16 protein-coding genes are annotated in these 19953 nt (G+C 36.4%); 11 read left to right on the top strand and 5 right to left on the bottom strand.

Annotated elements, in window-relative coordinates:
- Nucleotides 1–2: 2 nt before the first annotated feature.
- The 4 genes from efeO to JFL43_RS06965 all read right to left on the bottom strand — a co-directional run bounded on the left by efeO (nucleotide 3) and on the right by JFL43_RS06965 (nucleotide 5658).
- Entirely contained in the window at nucleotides 3–869 is an 867-nt protein-coding gene (gene efeO / locus JFL43_RS06980; protein ID WP_200748437.1) for an iron uptake system protein EfeO, read from the bottom strand.
- 239 nt (nucleotides 870–1108) lie between these two features.
- A complete protein-coding gene (locus JFL43_RS06975) occupies nucleotides 1109–2269 on the bottom strand; it encodes a class I SAM-dependent methyltransferase (protein ID WP_200748436.1) in 1161 nt (386 codons plus the stop codon).
- 84 nt (nucleotides 2270–2353) lie between these two features.
- Nucleotides 2354–3739 carry a Na+/H+ antiporter NhaC gene (gene nhaC, locus JFL43_RS06970; protein ID WP_200748435.1) on the bottom strand — a complete coding sequence of 462 codons (1386 nt, stop codon included), beginning with the start codon at nucleotides 3737–3739 and terminating at the stop codon, nucleotides 2354–2356.
- Nucleotides 3740–4188: 449 nt separating this feature from the next.
- Nucleotides 4189–5658 carry a methyl-accepting chemotaxis protein gene (locus tag JFL43_RS06965; RefSeq protein ID WP_200748434.1) on the bottom strand — a complete coding sequence of 490 codons (1470 nt, stop codon included), beginning with the start codon at nucleotides 5656–5658 and terminating at the stop codon, nucleotides 4189–4191.
- Nucleotides 5659–5895: 237 nt separating this feature from the next.
- Here JFL43_RS06965 and JFL43_RS06960 point away from each other — a divergent pair, with 237 nt between their 5' ends.
- From JFL43_RS06960 to hflX, 4 genes are all read left to right on the top strand, one after another.
- Nucleotides 5896–7527, top strand: a complete 1632-nt coding sequence (locus tag JFL43_RS06960; protein WP_200748433.1) for an AMP-binding protein — start codon at nucleotides 5896–5898, stop codon at nucleotides 7525–7527.
- A 174-nt stretch (nucleotides 7528–7701) separates the two neighbouring features.
- Complete coding sequence (gene putP / locus JFL43_RS06955; RefSeq protein WP_200748432.1) at nucleotides 7702–9189, top strand: sodium/proline symporter PutP; 1488 nt, start codon at nucleotides 7702–7704, stop codon at nucleotides 9187–9189.
- A gap of 69 nt (nucleotides 9190–9258) precedes the next feature.
- A complete protein-coding gene (locus tag JFL43_RS06950; RefSeq protein WP_325166646.1) occupies nucleotides 9259–9960 on the top strand; it encodes a VOC family protein in 702 nt (233 codons plus the stop codon).
- A gap of 281 nt (nucleotides 9961–10241) precedes the next feature.
- Nucleotides 10242–11510 (top strand): GTPase HflX, encoded by a 1269-nt coding sequence (gene hflX / locus JFL43_RS06945; RefSeq protein WP_200748430.1) that lies wholly within the window; start codon nucleotides 10242–10244, stop codon nucleotides 11508–11510.
- 47 nt (nucleotides 11511–11557) lie between these two features.
- On the opposite strand, the gene JFL43_RS06940 is transcribed toward hflX, so the two are convergent.
- A complete protein-coding gene (locus JFL43_RS06940; RefSeq protein WP_200748429.1) occupies nucleotides 11558–13270 on the bottom strand; it encodes an ABC transporter ATP-binding protein in 1713 nt (570 codons plus the stop codon).
- Between the two features lie 224 nt (nucleotides 13271–13494).
- Between JFL43_RS06940 and JFL43_RS06935 the strand changes: the two genes are divergently transcribed.
- The 7 genes from JFL43_RS06935 to JFL43_RS06905 all read left to right on the top strand — a co-directional run bounded on the left by JFL43_RS06935 (nucleotide 13495) and on the right by JFL43_RS06905 (nucleotide 19925).
- Nucleotides 13495–14982, top strand: coding sequence for a peptide MFS transporter (locus JFL43_RS06935; RefSeq protein WP_200748428.1), 1488 nt, complete (start codon nucleotides 13495–13497; stop codon nucleotides 14980–14982).
- A 215-nt stretch (nucleotides 14983–15197) separates the two neighbouring features.
- Nucleotides 15198–16148 (top strand): ABC transporter permease, encoded by a 951-nt coding sequence (locus tag JFL43_RS06930; protein WP_100795627.1) that lies wholly within the window; start codon nucleotides 15198–15200, stop codon nucleotides 16146–16148.
- Complete coding sequence (locus tag JFL43_RS06925; protein WP_200748427.1) at nucleotides 16141–17091, top strand: iron chelate uptake ABC transporter family permease subunit; 951 nt, start codon at nucleotides 16141–16143, stop codon at nucleotides 17089–17091. The genes JFL43_RS06930 and JFL43_RS06925 overlap by 8 nt, the downstream gene beginning before the upstream one ends.
- On the top strand, nucleotides 17088–17849 hold the full coding sequence (locus JFL43_RS06920; RefSeq protein WP_200748426.1) for an iron ABC transporter ATP-binding protein: 762 nt from the start codon (nucleotides 17088–17090) through the stop codon (nucleotides 17847–17849). Before JFL43_RS06925 ends, JFL43_RS06920 begins: the two co-directional genes overlap by 4 nt.
- 19 nt (nucleotides 17850–17868) lie before the next feature.
- Nucleotides 17869–18846, top strand: coding sequence for a siderophore ABC transporter substrate-binding protein (locus tag JFL43_RS06915; protein ID WP_200748425.1), 978 nt, complete (start codon nucleotides 17869–17871; stop codon nucleotides 18844–18846).
- Between the two features lies 1 nt (nucleotide 18847).
- Nucleotides 18848–19156: an antibiotic biosynthesis monooxygenase family protein gene (locus JFL43_RS06910; RefSeq protein WP_100795631.1), complete on the top strand. Its 309-nt coding sequence runs from the start codon at nucleotides 18848–18850 to the stop codon at nucleotides 19154–19156.
- 142 nt (nucleotides 19157–19298) lie between these two features.
- A complete protein-coding gene (locus JFL43_RS06905) occupies nucleotides 19299–19925 on the top strand; it encodes a phosphatase PAP2 family protein (RefSeq protein ID WP_200748424.1) in 627 nt (208 codons plus the stop codon).
- Nucleotides 19926–19953 lie beyond the last annotated feature (28 nt).

Here is a 19953-nt window from a genome sequence, read left to right as displayed (position 1 = left end):
TATCACTCCAAAATGATTCCCATTTGACTTAGTGGTTCTCCAAGGTGATTTACTGCTTCGGCTAAAGCTTTAGTGTCTTCTTTAGTAAGCTCAGTATAAGAAACGTAACCATTTTTCGTCTCATATTTAGCTAGTAAATCATTAACTGCTTTAAATTTTTCAGTTAGGTTTTTAGCTAATTCAGGGTCTTTTGCTTCGATTTTATCTTCTAAAATAGTGAAGATTTTATCTGCCCCTTCAATGTTAGCTTTGAAGTCATATAAGTCAGTGTGAGAAAAGATTTCTTCTTCGCCTGTAATTTTAGACGTAGAAACTTCGTTTAACAAGTCTACTGCGCCAGTCATCATTAGTTTAGGAGTTACTTCAACTGTTTCAACACGAGCACGCAATTCTTTTGAATCTGCAAGTAGTTGATCAGCAATTTTTTCGTAACCTTTAGTTGTATTATCCACCCATAGGCCGTACTCGATTTTGTGGTAACCAGTCCAGTTTTCTTTGCCTTGTCCTTCTTCCTCTAAGTCAGCTAAACGAGCATCAATACGTGGATCAAGGTCACCGAAGCTTTCTGCGATTGGTTCAGAACGTTCAAAGAACATGCGAGCAGTTGGGTAAATTCCTTTTGCTTTTTCAATATCCCCTGATTTTACAGCGACAACGAATTTTTCTGTTTCAGTTGTGAATTGATCCATTTGATCAATAGCAAACTCTTTATATGCATCCACTTCAGCTTGTAAGTCAATGGCTGTTGTTTCATTAGTTGTTGCTAAAGTTGAAGATTTTTTTTCAGTTGATTCATCATCTGAACTGTTACATCCTGTAACAATTACGCTTCCTGCTAATAAAATGGCTAATAATGATTTTGACTTCATTGATATCCTACTCTCTACGATTCGATTTTATCTATAATAGTAATGATAATCATTATCAATGAAAAGTCAATAGTTATATGTTAAAAAAATCAATAAAATGGAATTAGTTAACTTTTATTGTGGAATTGTATCATGTAAATGAAAGGGTGGATATGATCTTTCTCACAGGATATTGTGAAAATAGTAAGAGGTTAAATACAAAAAAACTCCTACACCAAATATAGGCATAGGAGAAATCATTACTGAATGTATTCCTTTAATTCTTTTTCTAAAAATGGTTCTGCTGATAAAAATTTAGTGAAAGCGTTATAGCGTGCTTTTTGAACAACTGTTTGTTTTTTACCAGTGTAGTAAGCTCGAATCAAAATATTCTTAGGCGTATTTTCTATGTCGATAAATTCTAGAAGTTGAGCTTCGTAACCAACGAGTGATAAAATTTCTGCACGAATCGAGTCTGTAGCTAAAGCTGCAAAGCGCTCTTTCACTAGACCGTGCTGCAGCATAATATCTAATGGTGTAGATTGTAGCTGTGAATTCAATTCATGCTGGCAGCAAGGAACACTCAAAATAACTTTTGCGCCCCATTTGACTGCACGAGCTAATGCCATATCTGTAGCAACATCACATGCATGTAAAGTAACGACCATATCAACGGCAGTTTCATCATTGTAGTCATTAATATCTCCGACTAAAAATTCAAGTTGATCATAATTTAAGTCCTTGGAGATTTGCGCACAATCCTCGATAACTTCTTTCTTCAAATCTAATCCTGTTACTCGAATATCTAAACCTTGCTCGATTTTCAAATAATGATAAAGTGCGAAAGTTAAATACGATTTGCCAGAGCCGAAATCGAGAATACGAATAGTACGGTCTGTTGGTAAATAATCTAGTGAGTCATGGATAAATTCGATAAAGCGATTAATTTGCTTGAACTTATCATACTTTTGCTTTTTCACTTTGCCATCAGAAGATTGTACACCTAGGCGGATAAGGAATGGGTAAGCTGTTTCCGGATCTAGTAAGTAATTTTTTTTACGATTATGCGAAAGGTTAACAACTTTCTTTGCTGTTTGCTCAACTTTCCAAAGTACTTTGTTTTTCTTAGAAAGTTGAAGTTGAATATTTTCGTTTGTGAATTCCCCATGTAACTGGCGGAATTGCTCAAATAGCTCATTTAGTGTTGTTTCAATTAAAGTTAGTGGTATATTTTCATGCTTTAAAATGCGTTCATATTGATATTCGAGCTGAATATGGTAAATGCCTTTAAGCTCGATTGGCTTTAATTTTACACGTTTAATATCATTTGACTTTGTGCGTGGTTGGCTAATTGTAGCAGTGACCAATTCTTTATCCAACAGACGCTGTAATAACTGTTGTTTCATTTCTTGAAAATCCATTGTTTCTCGCCTTCTTTATTATTTAATAGTTGGCATTAGTGTACCATAATTCAACACTATCAAAGAATATAAGGGCTTCATCGTTTATTTTTCGTCAATGTATGAAAGTGTCTTACCAGTCCAGCCAAATACGATTGTTAGGATCGGTGATAAAAGGCAGAAGAAAGCAAATGGGAAGTACGCCCAAGTTGAAACATCTAATACATTTGTGATGAAAATACCACATACACTCCAAGGAACAAGTGGATTCACGACAGTACCTGCGTCTTCCATAACACGTGCAAGGTTTTTACTTTTTAAGCCAACCTTTTTGAACTGCGCTTGGAATGCTTCACCTGTTAATAAAATCGATAAGTATTGTTCGCCGATTAATGTGTTAATGCCGATTGCTGTAACAGCGGCACCAGTAATAACAGAGCCAGCACTTTTAAAGAAACTTTCTACTTTTGATAATAGAGCTTGTACGATACCAAGTGTGAACAAAAGACCACCCATACTAAGCGCTAGAAGCACAAGGGCGATTGTGAACATCATACTATTAATACCACCACGTGAAAGTAGAGAATCAACGTCTTTAAGCCCAGTAGAAGATTTATAACCTTCAAATAGAATGTTCATTACTTCACCAAATCCAAATTGCGTATGGAAGTAGGAAACGAGAATAGCTGCAATCGAGCTAGCTGCTAATGTCAAAATAGCGGGTGTTTTTTTCAAAGTTAAAATGATTAAAACGACAAGTGGAATAAGCGTATACCAATGCACCATACCTGTTTGCAATAAGCCGTTTTGGAATGCATCAATTTTGTCTGCATGCTGTAAGTCTTTATTTGGTGAAATAACACCATAAATAATTAATGAGATGAAAAAGGCGGGAATCGTCGTCCAACCCATATTTTTAATATGTTCAAATAAATCTACACTGACGATGGCGGATGAAAGATTTGTCGTATCCGAAAGAGGCGACATCTTATCACCGAAAAACGCACCAGAAACGATAGCACCAGCAGTTACCGCTAAAGAAATATCCATCGTATTGGCCATACCGATAAATGCGACACCAACTGTTGCGATAGTTGTGAGTGAGCTACCAATCGCAACACCAACAATGCAAGTAACAAGGAATACAACGGCATAAAAGAAATGCGGTGTAATCGTTTGGAATCCTAAGTAGATCATCGTTGGTATTGTGCCACCCATCATCCAACTACTAATAAGAATACCGATAAAAAAGAAGATGAAAATAGCACTGAGACCTGCTTTAGAACCTTCAACTAAGCCATCTTCTAGTTGCTTATAAGGAACTTTTTTGAATGAGCCGTAAGCCATTAAAAATAAAATGATCATAATAATAGGCATATGTGGTACTGCACCGAACTGACCAATACTAATCGCCATTGTCGCAATAATGATTGCTATAAGTGATGTTGCTTCCATAAATGACGGTGTAATTTTAGCTTGAATACGAAACATGATAATCCTCCTAAATAATAAAATGGCATAAAAAAATCCTTCTATCCCTATAAACAGGGACGAAGGAGAACTCCGCGGTACCACCCTAATTGTTGAATAATTTTATCCAACCACTTCATTTAAAACGAGTATCTAATGGTGTAATTCATCTATAGAACAGACCTAAGCTTGCACCAATTACTTAGTCTCTAGTTGCTGTCTGTAAAATACCTACTATGTCCATCGCTCGGAATATTAACTTTGTTGCTTCAACGCATTGAAGTCATAAGAAATTCTACCACGTTTTAGTTTATAGTCAATAGATTTGACATTAATATAATATTTAAAACAGTATCTTATAATTTTAGAGAAGCATGATATTATCGTATTTTTGAGCAATTCACAAATTAACTACAAGTATTAAAAAAAGCTATTGACGAAAAGATGTCAATAGCCGAGTAGATTGTATATTATGCTTTGATTGAATTTGCTACTTCATATGTTTGATTAACATAGTCCGCAATTTGGGCTTGTTCATCTGTTAGATTAACAAGTGTTGCGTTTAACTCTTCAAGGGCGGCTGTACTTTCTTCAATAACGGCTGCAAATTCAGTTGTGCTATGCTGAATCGTTTCCGAATTGCCTTCAATTTGAGTCATACTTGTTAATAGTTGAGTCATTTGTTGCTGCAGTGTTTCCATAGTATGGCTTAGTTCATTAAAAGCAGTAGTAGAGTGTTCCGCTTCTGTTACTTGTTTATATACTTTGTTCATCCCATCCTCTAGTTTGAGAAGTGTTACATCGTTATATTCATTCACATTACGTAAGTTCGAGTCAATTTTAACGAGCGTTTCATCGGTTACACTAGCAAGCTTACGAATTTCATCTGCAACTACTGCAAAGCCTTTGCCATGTTCACCAGCACGTGCAGCTTCAATAGAAGCATTTAATGCAAGTAAGTTCGTTTGCTCTGTGATTTGACGAATGGCCACTGTAAATGAGTTTGTTTCAGATATTTTTTCTGTTAAATCTTTGAAAGATTTACTTAAGTCGATGAAGAATTTAGTAAAGTCATCAATATCATTTTTCATACCTTGCATGATCGTCGCACCGTCATTAGCTTGGTTACCTGCCTGGCTCGATTGTTGTACGGCATCTTTTAATGATCCCGAAACGCTACGAATGGTCTTTGTAGTAGCCTCAGAATTTTGGACGATATCCGCTATACGATCGGCCTGTTGTTCAGAGCCAGCGCTAATCTCATTTACAGCAATAAGCATTTCGCGTTGTGCTACTGTCGTACTTTCTGTATTTTGTGTAATACTTTGAAGATTCGTTGTAATCATTTGTACAGAAGTAGAAAGTTTGTCCATTAAGATTGTTTCTTGCTGTGCCTTTTCTTCTAATTGTATAAATAACTTATTTGTATTATTAGCATTATGTGCATTTTGATGGATTTGTAAAAAAAGTGCTAGGCCAGATAGGAAATGAACAAGTATTAAGTTTTTAAATTGGTTAGCCATCATATCCAATTCTTCAAAATAGATTTGGTTGAAGACCATGGTAATAGCACTCAAAATATACCCGAAGATTAAGAGTTTTTTGCTTGAATGAATACTAGAGATCATAAGTAAGAAAAAAGATATTGCTATCGTCGCTAACGTACTAGCTCCTTGTCCGAGTATAGAACCGATAATGGTGAAAAAAACTGTCAATAGGATAAAGTGTGGGAAGAAACGTTCGAATATAACTACTTTACGTTCAATCATAAAGGAAATTAAAACAAGGGCGAAAATAATGCCTATAACAAGTTTGACCATAGGCTTTGAGTCAAATAGTAATTGTGCAAGAAAGCCTATGCTAGAAGCAAATACAGCTACTAGAAAAATAAAAAAGTTCTTTCTTTTCCAATCTTCTCTCGATAATAAATCAGTGTTCAAAATAAAATAGCCTCCTTTAGGCATGATGGTGAAATTTATTTTTAATTAGGTAATAAGTATCTATATTAAAATGCATTAACGATTCATATGTAACATAATAAGGTAATTACTAGTAGAATGCTATACTTTGCGGGAAAAATAATAATAACTCTGTAGTCCTACCATCTTAACAAGCTGACTAATCAGAATCTTGTGATAAAATAATAGAGATGATACTTCTAACAAAGGGGGGTTTTTATGTTATTACATAAGACTGTGGGGGAAGTTTTACGTAACACGGTGGAAGCATTTCCGAATAATGAGGCGTATGTGTATCCGGAAAATGGAGTGCGAAAAACATATGCGGAATTTGATCAGGAAACAGATGATTTAGCAAAGGCGTTTATCGGCATGGGTATTGCAAAAGGGGAGCATATTGCCATTTGGTCCGATAATAAGAGGGAATGGTTACTTAGCCAGTTTGCTTCGGGTAAAATGGGGGCTGTGCTCGTAACAGTAAATACTAATTATCAAGAAAATGAGCTTGAGTATTTATTGCGGCAATCGGATACGACAACATTGATTTTAGGGGAAGAATTTAAAGGGACTTCATATATTAATATCATCCAAAAGATATGCCCTAGATTAGCTACTTCTGAAAAAGGGAATATTCAATCAGATAAAATACCTCATTTCAAACGTGTGATTGTGATGAGTGAAAATGAATATCCAAGTATTTATAAATGGAGTGAACTACTAGAATTTGCTGGACTTGTAACAGATGAAGAGCTTGAAGAACGTTACCAATCGCTTGATCCAGATGAAGTTATTAATATTCAGTACACATCAGGTACAACAGGTTTTCCTAAAGGTGTAATGCTTACGCATAATAATGTCGTAAATAATGGTCGACTCGTTGGAGATTATATTCATCTAACAGAGCATGATCGCTTATGTATTCCAGTACCATTTTTTCATTGCTTTGGCTGTGTGATGAGTACGATTGCATCTGTATTACACGGCTCCACAATGGTCGTACTAGAACAGTTTGAACCACTTAAAGTACTCCAAATCGTTCAAGATGAGAAGTGTACTGCATTGCACGGTGTGCCGACAATGTTCATCGCTGAATTAAATCATCCCGACTTTGAAAAGTTTGATTTATCATCGCTCCGTACAGGCATTATGGCGGGTTCAATTTGTCCAATCGAAGTGATGAAAAAGGTCATCAATGATATGGGCGCGCGTGAAATTACGATTTGCTATGGACAAACCGAATCTTCTCCAGTTATTACACAAACGAGCACGGATGATGCAATTGAAAAGCGTGTATCAACAGTAGGGAAACCACATCCAAATGTCGAAGTGAAAATTATCGACCCCATCACTGGGGATGAGGTAATGGTAGGGACACCAGGAGAGTTATGTGCGCGTGGTTATTTGATAATGAAGGGCTATTACAATAATCCAGAAGCGACGCATGCAGCAATTGATCATGAAGGATGGCTTCATACAGGTGATATCGCAATCATGGATGAGGATGGCTATATTGATATTACAGGTCGTATTAAAGATATGGTTATTCGTGGCGGTGAAAACGTTTATCCGCGTGAAGTAGAGGAATTTCTGTATGAGCATCCCCAAATTCAAGATGTGCAAGTTGTTGGTGTGCCCGATGAAAAGTATGGTGAAGAGCTGATGGCTTGGGTCATATTAAAAGAAGGGGCTTATGTCACGGAAGATGAGCTCAGAGCATATTGTAAAGGGAAGATTTCCTATCATAAAATTCCTAAGTATATTCAATTTACAGATGCTTATCCAATGACTGCATCAGGTAAAATCCAGAAATTTAGATTGAGAGAATTATCGCAAGAATATATAGCACATTAATTAGTACTAGGAACAGGGCATATGGCAAAAAGGCGTATTTCCTGTTCTCATATTTTAGGGGATCTTGTAGGAAAGCAATATATAATTGTGAGGAGCGAAAATAAGATTCTATCTACTTATGATTGAACAATCATGATAAAATAGCTATATTACACAGCTAAAGGGGGACTTAGCATGTCAGATAATATGTATCAACTTATAGCCATTGTTATTTATATGATTGCAATGTTAGCAATTGGCTGGTATGCATTTAGGCGTACATCGAATTTGACTGATTACATGCTCGGGGGACGTTCACTTGGACCGGCAGTTACAGCATTAAGTGCTGGGGCGGCTGATATGTCAGGTTGGTTATTAATGGGGCTACCTGGTGCAGTTTACGCAAGTGGATTGATAGAAGCATGGATTGCAATTGGTTTAACTGTCGGAGCTTATTTAAACTGGGTGTATGTTGCTCCGCGTTTGCGTATGTATACGCAAGTTTCAAATGATTCGATTACCATTCCGAGTTATTTGGAAAACCGTTTAAGAGACAAAACGAAGTTGCTCCGTATTGCTTCAGGTATAATTATTCTTGTCTTCTTTACATTTTATGTATCTTCAGGAATGGTTGCAGGTGGTGTGTTTTTCGAGAGTTCGTTTGGCTATAATTATCATACTGGTCTATTAATATCTTCAGGTGTTGTTATTGCTTACACATTATTTGGTGGTTTTTTAGCGGTTAGTTATACAGACTTTATCCAAGGATTAGTCATGTTTTTAGCGCTTATTATCGTACCGATTTTCGGTTTATTTTTAACTGGTGGGGTTGGGGAAACAATAGCTTCTATTAAAGAAGTGGATCCTAAATTTCTAAGTTTATTTGCAGGTACAACGATTACAGGTATTATTTCTACAGTGGCATGGGGACTAGGTTATTTCGGTCAGCCACATATTATCGTTCGCTTTATGGCGATCAAGAGTGTTAAAGAGACGAAACAAGCTCGTAGAATCGGTATTAGCTGGATGTTCCTTAGCTTATTCGGTGCTATTGCGACGGCACTTGTTGGAGTTGCTTATTACCAACAAAATAGTGGGGAATTAAAAAACCCTGAAACAGTATTTATTGTTTTAGGTCAACTCTTATTCCACCCGTTCATTGCAGGTGTTATGCTTGCGGCTATACTAGCGGCAATTATGAGTACGATTGCATCTCAATTAATCGTAACTTCATCTGCATTAGTGGAAGACATTTATAAAGCTGTATTTAAATCAGATGCTTCTGATAAACAATATGTATTCTTGGGGCGTATGGCGGTACTTTTAGTGTCTGTTTTTGCTATGGCTCTTGCTTGGAAACAAGATAACAAAATTTTAGATTTAGTGTCTTTTGCTTGGGCTGGTTTTGGCGCTGCATTTGGTCCTATTATTTTGTTAACATTATATTGGAAGAAGATCACAAACTGGGGCGCTTTAGCAGGTATGGTCACTGGTGCAGTGACAGCTTATGTTTGGGGTACAAATGATAGCCTTAAAGCGGCTATGTACGAAATTGTACCAGGCTTTATAATCTGTCTACTTGTTGCAGTTGTAGTTAGTTTGCTTACATACAAACCAAATAAAGAAATTGAAGAAGAATTCGATAAAACAATTGAATTATTAAAAGAAGAACGAGAAGGCTAATCATTCTTGTGTCCGTAGTTGGCTATGCTTGCATATATACAGCTACGGACTTTTCTATATACATAAGGGGTGAGGAGATTGTTTGAATTAGACCATGTCGTATATTTCACAACGAAGAATCCACAGCAGATTGTAGAACAAGAACAAATTGAAGGCATACATCCAGTTAAAGGTGGCCAGCATTTACATTGGGGAACGTATAATGCGCTATTTTATACAAAGAATAGTTATATCGAATGGCTGGCAGTAGAGGATGAAAATATTGCCGAGCAATCAACGCAGCCTTTAGTAAAACAACTTTTATATGATATTGTCGATGATGAAGGTTTCGCATCATTATGTTTACGCTCGAATGACCTAGAAAAGAAAAATCGATATTTTAAAAAAATGGGCTATCGTACCTCGGGTATTATTCATGCGGAGAGAAAGACGGATAGCGGTGAATTACGTAAATGGAAGATGCTATTTATCGATCATAAAATCAATCACACATTACCGTATCCGTTTTTTATAGAATGGGAGAAATCGATTGAAGAACGCTATGCTTCACTAAGAGAAGATGGTACGATCAAACCTGAGAATGAAGAATTAGCGATAAAACGTTGTATCTTCCATGTGAAAAACGTTGAGGAGAAGCTAACGCATTGGTCAAGATTACTGTCATTACCAACAAAGGGTAATACATTGAAGCTAGCGAATACAACATTTGTTTTTGAAGAAAAGCTTGATAGCAAGGAACGTTTGCATACAATCGAAATTGTGAAAGGTTGAGTTTGCAACACTTTGTATGTTAGGATAAATTTAACTTTTTGGAATGGAGGTTTTATAAATGGTATATAAGCGTATCCGTTTGAACACTTTGCGATGAAACTGAATAATGCAAAGCACCGCGACTGAGCGGAGTAATTAGGATACGTCTGTCCATTTAGAAAATCTCATACTTTATGTGTAGAGGAGAGTAGACATATAAGCTCTCCTTTTCTGTATATTTTTAATGGTAAAAAAAGGATGTTTAGTACTCTTTATTCGGCGTAGAAAGAGGAGGAATCAGGTTGGATGAAATAATTGAAAGAGCCATAATAGTAGGTGTTAATTTACGGGGAGACGTTCACTTTGAATATTCACTCGAAGAGCTTGGAAATTTAGCAGAAGCTCTCAATGTAGAAGTAGTTGGCGTTGTTACGCAAAATTTAGATCGTGTAAATCCTTCCCATTATGTAGGGACTGGTAAAATAGAAGAAATTAAAAATTTCTATGATGAAGCGGATGCCAATTTAGTCATTTTCGATCATGAGTTATCACCATCTCAAATTAGAAATCTTGAGGCTGGTTTAGAATGTAAAGTTATCGATCGCACGATGCTGATTTTAGATATTTTCGCTAGACGTGCGAAATCAAAAGAAGCGCAAATGCAAGTGGAACTAGCACAGTTGCAATATATGTTACCTCGCTTAGTTGGCTTACATGCATCACTTAGCCGTCAAGGTGGTGGTACAGGAGGCGGTTTCAAAAACCGTGGTGCGGGTGAAACGAAGCTGGAACTTGATCGTCGTAAAATCGAGGACCAAATTGCGAAAATACGCCGTGATTTAGAGGATGTAAAAGAGCAGCGAGAAACACAGCGTAAGCAACGCCGCAAAAATGATATTCCAGTTGTATCTATTGTGGGTTATACAAATGCTGGGAAATCAACAATTATGAATCAGTTATTACGAAAATCAGAGCATGAAGATCATAAACAAGTATTCGAAAAGGATATGCTTTTTGCAACACTTGAGACATCTGTTCGTCAAATTGAATTGCCGGATCATAAAAGCTTCCTATTAACAGATACGGTTGGTTTTGTTAGTAAATTGCCTCATCATTTAGTGAAGGCATTCCGTTCCACTTTAGAAGAAGCACGTGATGCGGATTTACTGTTACATGTTGTTGATTCTTCAAATGAAGAATATCAGTATATGATGGAAGTAACGAACAATACATTGCATGCTGTTGGAGTAGAAGACGTTCCAACTGTAGATGTTTACAATAAAGCCGATCTTGCCAACGCGGAGTATCCGCATGTAAGTGGTGATACGGTATGGATGTCTGCTAAAGAAGGTGTCGGATTGGACGAACTATTACAAGTTATTCGTCGTCACATCTTCTCGGATTATGTGACATGCCAAATATGCATTCCATATGACCGCGGGGATATTGTTTCTTATTTGAATGAGTATAGCACTATTCAAGAAACGGCATATGAAGAAGAAGGTACTGTATTGAAAGTGGAAATGAAGGAAGCAGATGCTAATCGCTTTGCTGAATTCATCTTGAAATAATAAAAGAGTAGAGAGTCGATGTAAATCGGCCTCTACTCTTTTTAGTTTTAATTGAATTGAATGTTGTGTAGCTTTGTGAAAATACCGTTTGCTGCGACAAGCTCATCGTATTGTCCATCTTCAGCAATGCCATTTTCTGTGACAACAATTACGCGATCAGCTTCGCGGATTGTCGCAAAGCGATGGGCGATGATAAGCGTTGTACGGTTTTTTGCTAGCTCATTTAAAGCGTGTTGAATGATTTTCTCTGTTTCGGTATCCAATGCAGAAGTTGCTTCATCTAAAATGAGAATCGGTGGATTTTTTAAGAACATACGTGCAATGGCTAGTCTTTGTTTTTGACCGCCAGATAACTTCAAACCTCTTTCTCCAATTTGAGTATTGTAGCCATCTTCAAGACCTTCGATAAAGTCCTCTAAATGTGCCTTTCTCGCGGCTTCTTCAATTTCTTCCATAGAAGCGCCTAGTTTACCGTAAGCTATATTCTCACGGACGGTTCCCGTAAATAGGAAGACATCCTGTTGTACAATACCGATTTGTGAACGTAATGATTGTAACGTCATATCGCGTACGTCGATGCCATCGATAGAAATTGTCCCGTCGGTCACATCATAAAACCTTGGTATCAAAGAACAAATTGTCGTTTTACCTGCACCGGATGGACCGACAAATGCGACAGTCTGTCCTTGCTGAATGGATAGGTTTATATTGGATAGAGTCTCTTTATAAGATTCATAGCGGAAATGTACATTATCGAACTGAATATTGCCTGCTAATGATTGAATAGCAATGGCGTTTTTAGCATTTTGTATTTCAGGCTCTTGATCGATTAGCTCGCGGAATCTTTTGAAACCAGCCATGCCTTTAGGGTAAAGCTCTAAAAGGGCGCTAATTTTATCGACGGGTTTGATTAAAACATTTGTATAAAGGACAAAGCTGATTAGTTCACCGTAAGATAATTTATTGTTGAAACTCAGCCATGCCCCGACAACTAAAACAATAAGTGTGACAAGGCGTGTCATCATATAAATGCTGGAATGAGTACCCGCCATAATTTTATAAGCACCAAGTTTAGCAAGGCGGAAGCGGCCATTATTATTTTTGAAACGCTCTATTTCAAATTGTTCATTTGTAAATGCTTGTACAACACGTGCTCCTGAAACGCTATCCTCGACACGTGCATTGACGTCTGCAACACTTTCATACATCTTTTTCCAAGATTGATTCATTTTGACGTTGCAATAAGTTACTAACCAAATTAAAAAAGGTACCATGACAATAGCGATAATAGCTAGTTGAGGATTGATACTGAACATAATGGCGAAAGCCCCGAAGAATGTCATGATGGCAATGAATAAATCTTCCGGTCCGTGGTGAGCTAGTTCACCAATATCAAATAAATCATTCGTGACACGGCTCATAATATGACCTGTTTTCGTGTTATCGAAAAAGCGGAATGATTGTCTTTGTACATGAGTGAAGAGTTCTTGTCTCATATCTGTTTCGATATTAATGCCAAGTTTATGTCCCAAATAGCTGACGATATATTGCAACACTGTACTCAAGAGATAAATGATTAATAGCAACACGCTGACGGTCACAATTGTACCCCATTCACCACTTGGTAAAAGTTTATCAATAAACCATTGTACGGCTATTGGAAAGGCTAATTCTAAAATCGCGACAATTACAGCACTCGAAAAATCGATGATAAATAATCGCTTATGTGGTTTGTAATAAGAAAAAAACTGTTTTAGCATATATTTGCTCCTTTTTAAATTCAATTATTCGTAGTATAACGAAAAACTAGGGTGTAGAGTATATAAATTCTATAATGAAGTTAAATAACTCAAAATACATAAAATTCTAAATATTATATAAAATTCTAATTTTTGACATGAGTACAAATGTCAATATATAATGGATGTAATATTTTTTAAATAAATAGATTATTTATAAAAGTAAGAAAGAAGGAGAAGTTTTTATGCCTACTAAGGAAGAAATCGTCAAATCAGTTCCTCAGAAGGGTTTTGTAGGACATCCTAAAGGTTTATTCACATTATTCTTTACTGAGTTTTGGGAACGTTTTTCATACTATGGTATGCGCGCTATTCTTATTTACTTTATGTATTATGAAGTGAAAGATGGGGGTTTAGGATTATCGCATACTGAAGCGAACTCTATTATGGCGGTATATGGATCTCTTGTATATATGTCAGGCATTATCGGTGGATGGATTTCAGACCGTTTATTAGGTACTCGTAAAACAATTTTCTGGGGCGGCGTTTTGATCATGATTGGTCATATTTGTTTAGCATTCCCTGGTGGATTAACAATATTACTTGTTTCCATGGCATTTATTATTATCGGTACTGGACTATTGAAACCCAATGTTTCTAGTGTTGTTGGGGATATCTATGCGGAAGGAGATTCACGTCGTGATTCCGGTTTCAGTATTTTCTATATGGGTATCAACATGGGTGCTTTTATTTCACCATATATTGTTGGAACGATTGGAGAACGTTATAATTTCCACTTAGGTTTTGGTTTAGCTGCAGTTGGTATGTTTGTTGGGTTACTCATTTATGTATTAACGCAAAAAAAATACCTTGGTCTTGCAGGTACAAAAATCAATAATCCTTTAACTGGTACTGAACTCAAAAAGGTTTTCATCCAATTTGGAATTGGTGCAGTAATTATTGTTATGTTAGCCATCATCTCAAAGGCAATGGGATGGCTAACAATTAATGGTGTTATTTCATTAATTTCGTTCTTGGGTATTTTGATTCCAATACTGTTCTTCATTGTTATGTATAAAAGTGAAAAAACAACCGCAGAAGAAAAACAACACGTACTTGCTTATATTCCTATCTTCATTACAGCGGTAATGTTCTGGGTCATTCAAGAACAAGGTGCAACAATCCTAGCATTATACGCGGATCAACGTACTAACTTAATGGTTGGCTCGTTCAAAATTCCTGCATCTTGGTTCCAATCTTTGAATCCATTGTTTGTTATTTTATTGGCACCAATATTTGCGGGGATTTGGATGAAATTTGGCAGCCGTCAACCAGCAACGCCTATTAAATTTGCATTATCATTATTCTTTGCAGGTTCATCATTTTTAGTGATGATTATTCCGGCGATTACTTCTGGTGGTACTGATTTAGTAAGCCCTTGGTGGTTAGTACTTTCATTCTTTTTAGTAGTAGTAGGGGAATTATTACTATCTCCAGTTGGACTTTCTGCTACAACAAAACTTGCACCGAAGGCATTCGCCGCACAAACAATGAGCCTTTGGTTCTTAACAAGTGCTGCCGCACAAGCAATCAATGCTCAATTAGTAAAAGTTTTTGATAAAGTTTCTGAAGTACAATACTTTGGTTATCTTGGTGCAATGTCCATCATCATTTGTGTCATCATGTTGTTCTTATCTCCGTGGATTTCACGCAAAATGGGAAGTATTAAATAATTTAGGTGATTTCTAAATCTCACGATAGTTAGCTGTCGTGGGATTTTTGTTTTATATACGGAATGAATGAATTTTTTAAGCATTATTTGATAATCATTCTCACAAAATGGTTGACGACACAGGTCGACATGCTATAATGGGAATTGTGAGTCAGTGATAATCATTTTCATTAAGAAGGTTATGTACTCATAAAAATGAATTTATCGGGGATTATAATGAAGAAACGATACCTATTTATAGCACTCATCTTGTTATCACTACTATCGCTTTTTGTAGGAGTGAGCCGAATTTCACCAACAGATTTGTTAGATTTTGAATCTGAAGAAACTCAAATTTTCCTAATTAGTCGCGTGCCAAGACTAATTGCCATCCTATTGGCTGGAATGGGAATGAGTATTGCAGGTTTAATCATGCAAAGTCTTAGTAGAAATAAATTTGTTTCGCCAACAACAGCAGGTACATTAGATGCTACTAAGCTAGGCATACTAGTATCGATGCTATTGTTTACGAATGCTTCTTTGATTGAGAAAATGGCGGTTTCATTTGTATTTGCGCTAGCCGGCACGCTGTTATTTATGCAAATTTTAAATCGTATTAAATTCAAGGATGCCATTTTTATTCCACTAGTTGGTTTAATGTTTGGTAATATTTTATCGTCAATAACGACGTTTTTCGCCTATAAAGCGAATATTATTCAAAATATATCTTCCTGGCTGCAGGGTGATTTCTCCATGATTATGAAGGGCCGTTATGAGCTTTTATACATAAGTGTCCCTATACTAATTATCGCTTATTTATATGCAAACCGCTTTACGGTGGCTGGAATGGGCGAAGATTTCTCGAAAAACCTCGGCCTTGCTTATAATAGGATCGTTAATTTTGGTTTAATCCTTGTGGCACTCGTTACATCAACCGTTGTGCTAACGGTTGGAATGATACCATTCCTGGGTTTAATCATCCCGAACATTGTATCGATCTTCAAGGGAGATCATTTACAAAAAACACTTCCGCACACCGCATTATTAGGTGCAATCTTCTTATTGATCTGCGATATTCTAGGAAGAATATTAATTTATCCATATGAAATTTCAATTAGCTTAATGGTTGGGGTAATCGGTAGTGGCGTCTTCCTATTCTTATTATTTAGGGGGAGGGCGTATGCGTAACAGTACGAAAATGATACTATTAGCGGCATTAGCTGTAGTATTCTGTGGATTATATTTGTTTCAAGGTTTAAATGGAAGCTATGACTATGCCTTACCTCGTCGAGGAATAAAAGTACTAGCGATGGTTATTACAGGTGTGGCAATTGCATATTCAACTGTTGTTTTCCAAACAATTACGCATAACCGCATTCTAACACCAAGTATTATGGGGCTAGATTCGCTTTATTTACTGTTGCAAACAGTGATTATTTTCTTCTTAGGTTCAGGGCATATAGCAGTCATCAATGCAAAAGTAAATTTCGTTCTATCATTAGCGATCATGGTTGTGTTTGCACTACTGCTATACAAATTTCTTTTCCGCTCAGGAAAACGGCCAATTTACTTCTTACTACTTGTTGGAATAATTCTTGGTACATTGTTAGGTAGTATTACGACATTCTTAGGAGTGCTAATTGATCCAAATGAATTTATGCGCGTGCAAGATAAAATGTTTGCTAGTTTTAATAATGTTAATGGCGACTTAGTATGGTTTGCTTTAATTATTGTAGTCTTGACGATGGCATATGGATGGCGAATGGTTCGTGACCTGGATGTCTTGTCATTAGGACGAGATAATGCTATAAACCTTGGAGTGCCATACGATAAAATTGTTAAACGTATGCTAGTTATTTCATCAATTTTAATCGCAACGTCTACTGCTCTAGTAGGGCCGATAACTTTCTTTGGTTTAATCGTTGCAAATTTGTCTTATCAATTTTTTAAAACGTACAAGCACACGGTGTTAATCACCGGTGCAGGACTAATGAGTTTAGTGGCATTGATTGGTGGACAATGGATTGTTGAGCGCGTTTTCACATTCTCAACAACATTAAGTGTTATCATCAACTTTGCCGGTGGTGTTTACTTCATCTATCTATTATTAAGGGAGAGTCGATCTGCATGATCCAAGTAAAAGAAATATCCAAACTTTTCGGAAAGAAAGCTGTAGTTGATAAGGTAAGTGTCGATATTCAACACGGCAAAATTACGTCTTTTATCGGTCCGAATGGTGCGGGTAAATCTACGCTTCTTTCGATGGTTAGCCGTTTACTTGATGCAGACACTGGAGAAGTATTACTAGATAGCTCAGATGTAAAAAAATTAAAATCAAATGATTTTGCTAAACGAGTGTCAATTTTAAAGCAATCTAACTATATGAATGTACGTTTAACAATTCGTGAACTTGTATCATTTGGCCGTTTTCCTTATTCTCGGGGTCGCTTAAATGAGGAAGACATAAAGATGATCGACCAGGCAATCGATTATATGAACCTAGAAGAAATTCAACATGACTATTTAGACGAATTATCTGGCGGTCAACGCCAACGTGCTTTCATCGCGATGGTTATTGCACAAGATACGGAATATATTTTGCTTGATGAACCACTAAATAACCTAGATATGAAACATTCAGTTCAGATTATGAAAATCTTGAAAAAGCTTGTGGATGAGCTAGGAAAAACAGTTGTCATCGTGTTGCACGATATAAATTTCGCTTCAGTGTATTCAGACCGAATCGTTGCTTTAAAAGACGGACGTGTTGTCAAAGATGGTCCAACTCATGACATTATTAATTCAGAATCATTAAAGGAAATTTACGATATGGATATCCCTATTCAGGAAATGAATAGCTGCCGTATTTGTGTCTATTTCAATTCATAATAAAAGGAGAATTTACCCAATGAAGAACTGGAAATTACTTACGTTAGTTTTTGCAATGCTTTTAGTATTAGCAGCTTGTGGCTCTAAAGAAGAAAAAAAGGACGAAACTTCAGGTGAAAAAGCTGAAGAAATCACAATTACAAATACTTTTGGTATTGAAAAAGATGATGGATCTACTGATGACATCAAAGAGGAAGTAAAAGTTAAGAAAAATCCTGAAAAAGTTGTTGTGTTTGATTTAGGATTCCTAGATACTCTTGACACTTTAGGTGTTGAAATCGCTGCATTACCAAAAGAGTTATTACCAGATTACCTTAAGAAATTTGAAGGTTCTGATTATACAAACGCTGGTCAATTAAAAGAACCAGATTTTGAAGCGATTGCTGCATTAAAACCAGATGTAATCTTCATCTCTGGCCGTCAAGCAAGCCTTTACGAAGAATTTAAGAAAATTGCTCCAACTGTATATGTTGGATTAGATTCAACTAAATACATGGAATCATTTAAAGCTAACGCAGAATTAGCTGGTAAAATCTTCGGTAAAGAAGATCAAGTGAAAGATGAATTGAAAAAAATTGACGATAAAATTGCTGGAGTTAAGGAAAAAGCATCTGCTCTAGATAAAAAGGCTTTAATCCTTCTTGGTTCAGAAGGCAAAGTTACTGCTTACGGTCCACAATCTCGTTTCGGTTTAATCCATGACGTATTTGGCTTTAAAGCTGCTGATGAAAATATTAAAATTGTAAATCACGGAAACACAGTATCGTTTGAATATGTTTTAGATACAAATCCAGATATTATCTTCATAGTTGACCGTGATGCAGCAGTCACTGAAGGTGCATCTTCTAAAGGCGCAATTGAAAATACATTAGTAAAGAAAACAAATGCTTATAAAGATGGAAAAATGATCTACTTAGATCCAGCAATTTGGTACCTATCAGGTGGCGGATTAAAATCGGTTTCATTAATGGTTGATGAAGTAGAAGTGGCACTATAATATGTTCTATCAAGTGAAACAGATAAGTGTACAGGAAGGTTTTTCTGGACAAGTTGTGGAACGGTTTAGTGGCGATACACCATTAGCAAAGCAACCTGGTTTCATTGATTTGAAAGTGCTTGTGAAAAAAGTTAGACGTGGTGACGAGGAAGTGATGATTCTCGTTCAATGGCAAAGTGAAGAGGATTGGAAAAATTGGGAGAAGAGTCCGGAACATATTGCTGGTCATAAAGCGAATATCGGCAAACCCAAACCGGATCATATTATTGAATCCAGCCAAAACGTCTATGAAGTAAAAGCAATAAAATAAGCTCTCCTAGCTTATTTCTGAAAATGCTCTAGCACTATGCTAGAGCATCTTTTTTATGATTTTTGGCCATTCTACTATTACAATGGGTTGAAAAAGGCTATAGTAAAAGAACTATTGGATGTAAGTTTAAGGGGGGATTAGTATGAGAAAGTTTTTTTATCCACTCGCGATTGTTACCGCTATTGTATATGTAGTGCTTTTTTTGAACTTGAAAAGTAATTGGGTATTGAATTTGGATCAACATATATCTGATTTATTAAAGGGTAACCAGTTCATAGAATTTTTCCATTATTTTGGTGAACCAGCATTTGTCGGTGTTGTCGCTAGTATTTTAGTATTAGTACTATGGATAAAAGATCATAATTACCGTGGTATGTTTTTTGCGCTAGTAACAATTGCAGCAGGGAATGTGCTGAATCAATTATTGAAAGTATGGGTGCAAAGACCGCGTCCGGATATACCAGATCAGATAAAAAGCTTTAGCTTTCCATCCGGACATTCGATGACCGGAATTTTATATTTATTTACACTAGCCTATATAGCGACAGAATATCAACAATCAAAAAAGGTGAAGGTATTCACTTGGATTGGTGCCATTACCATGACAATTCTGATTGGTATGTCACGTGTTGCAGGTAGCCGTCACTTTGCTACAGATGTGTTAGCGGGCTGGTCGATGGGTTACACTTGGTTTATCATCGCCGTCATTTGGTATGAGCGTAGAAAACGACTTTATAAAAAGTTAGCACAGGAAAAAGCAGTCGAATGAACGGCTGCTTTTTCTATTGGAATTGTCT

The organism is Viridibacillus soli, from assembly GCF_016612995.1.
Taxonomy (GTDB): domain Bacteria; phylum Bacillota; class Bacilli; order Bacillales_A; family Planococcaceae; genus Viridibacillus; species Viridibacillus soli.
The sequence above is the reverse complement of the archived record's forward strand: the minus strand, read 5'-3'. Positions and strand labels throughout refer to the sequence as shown.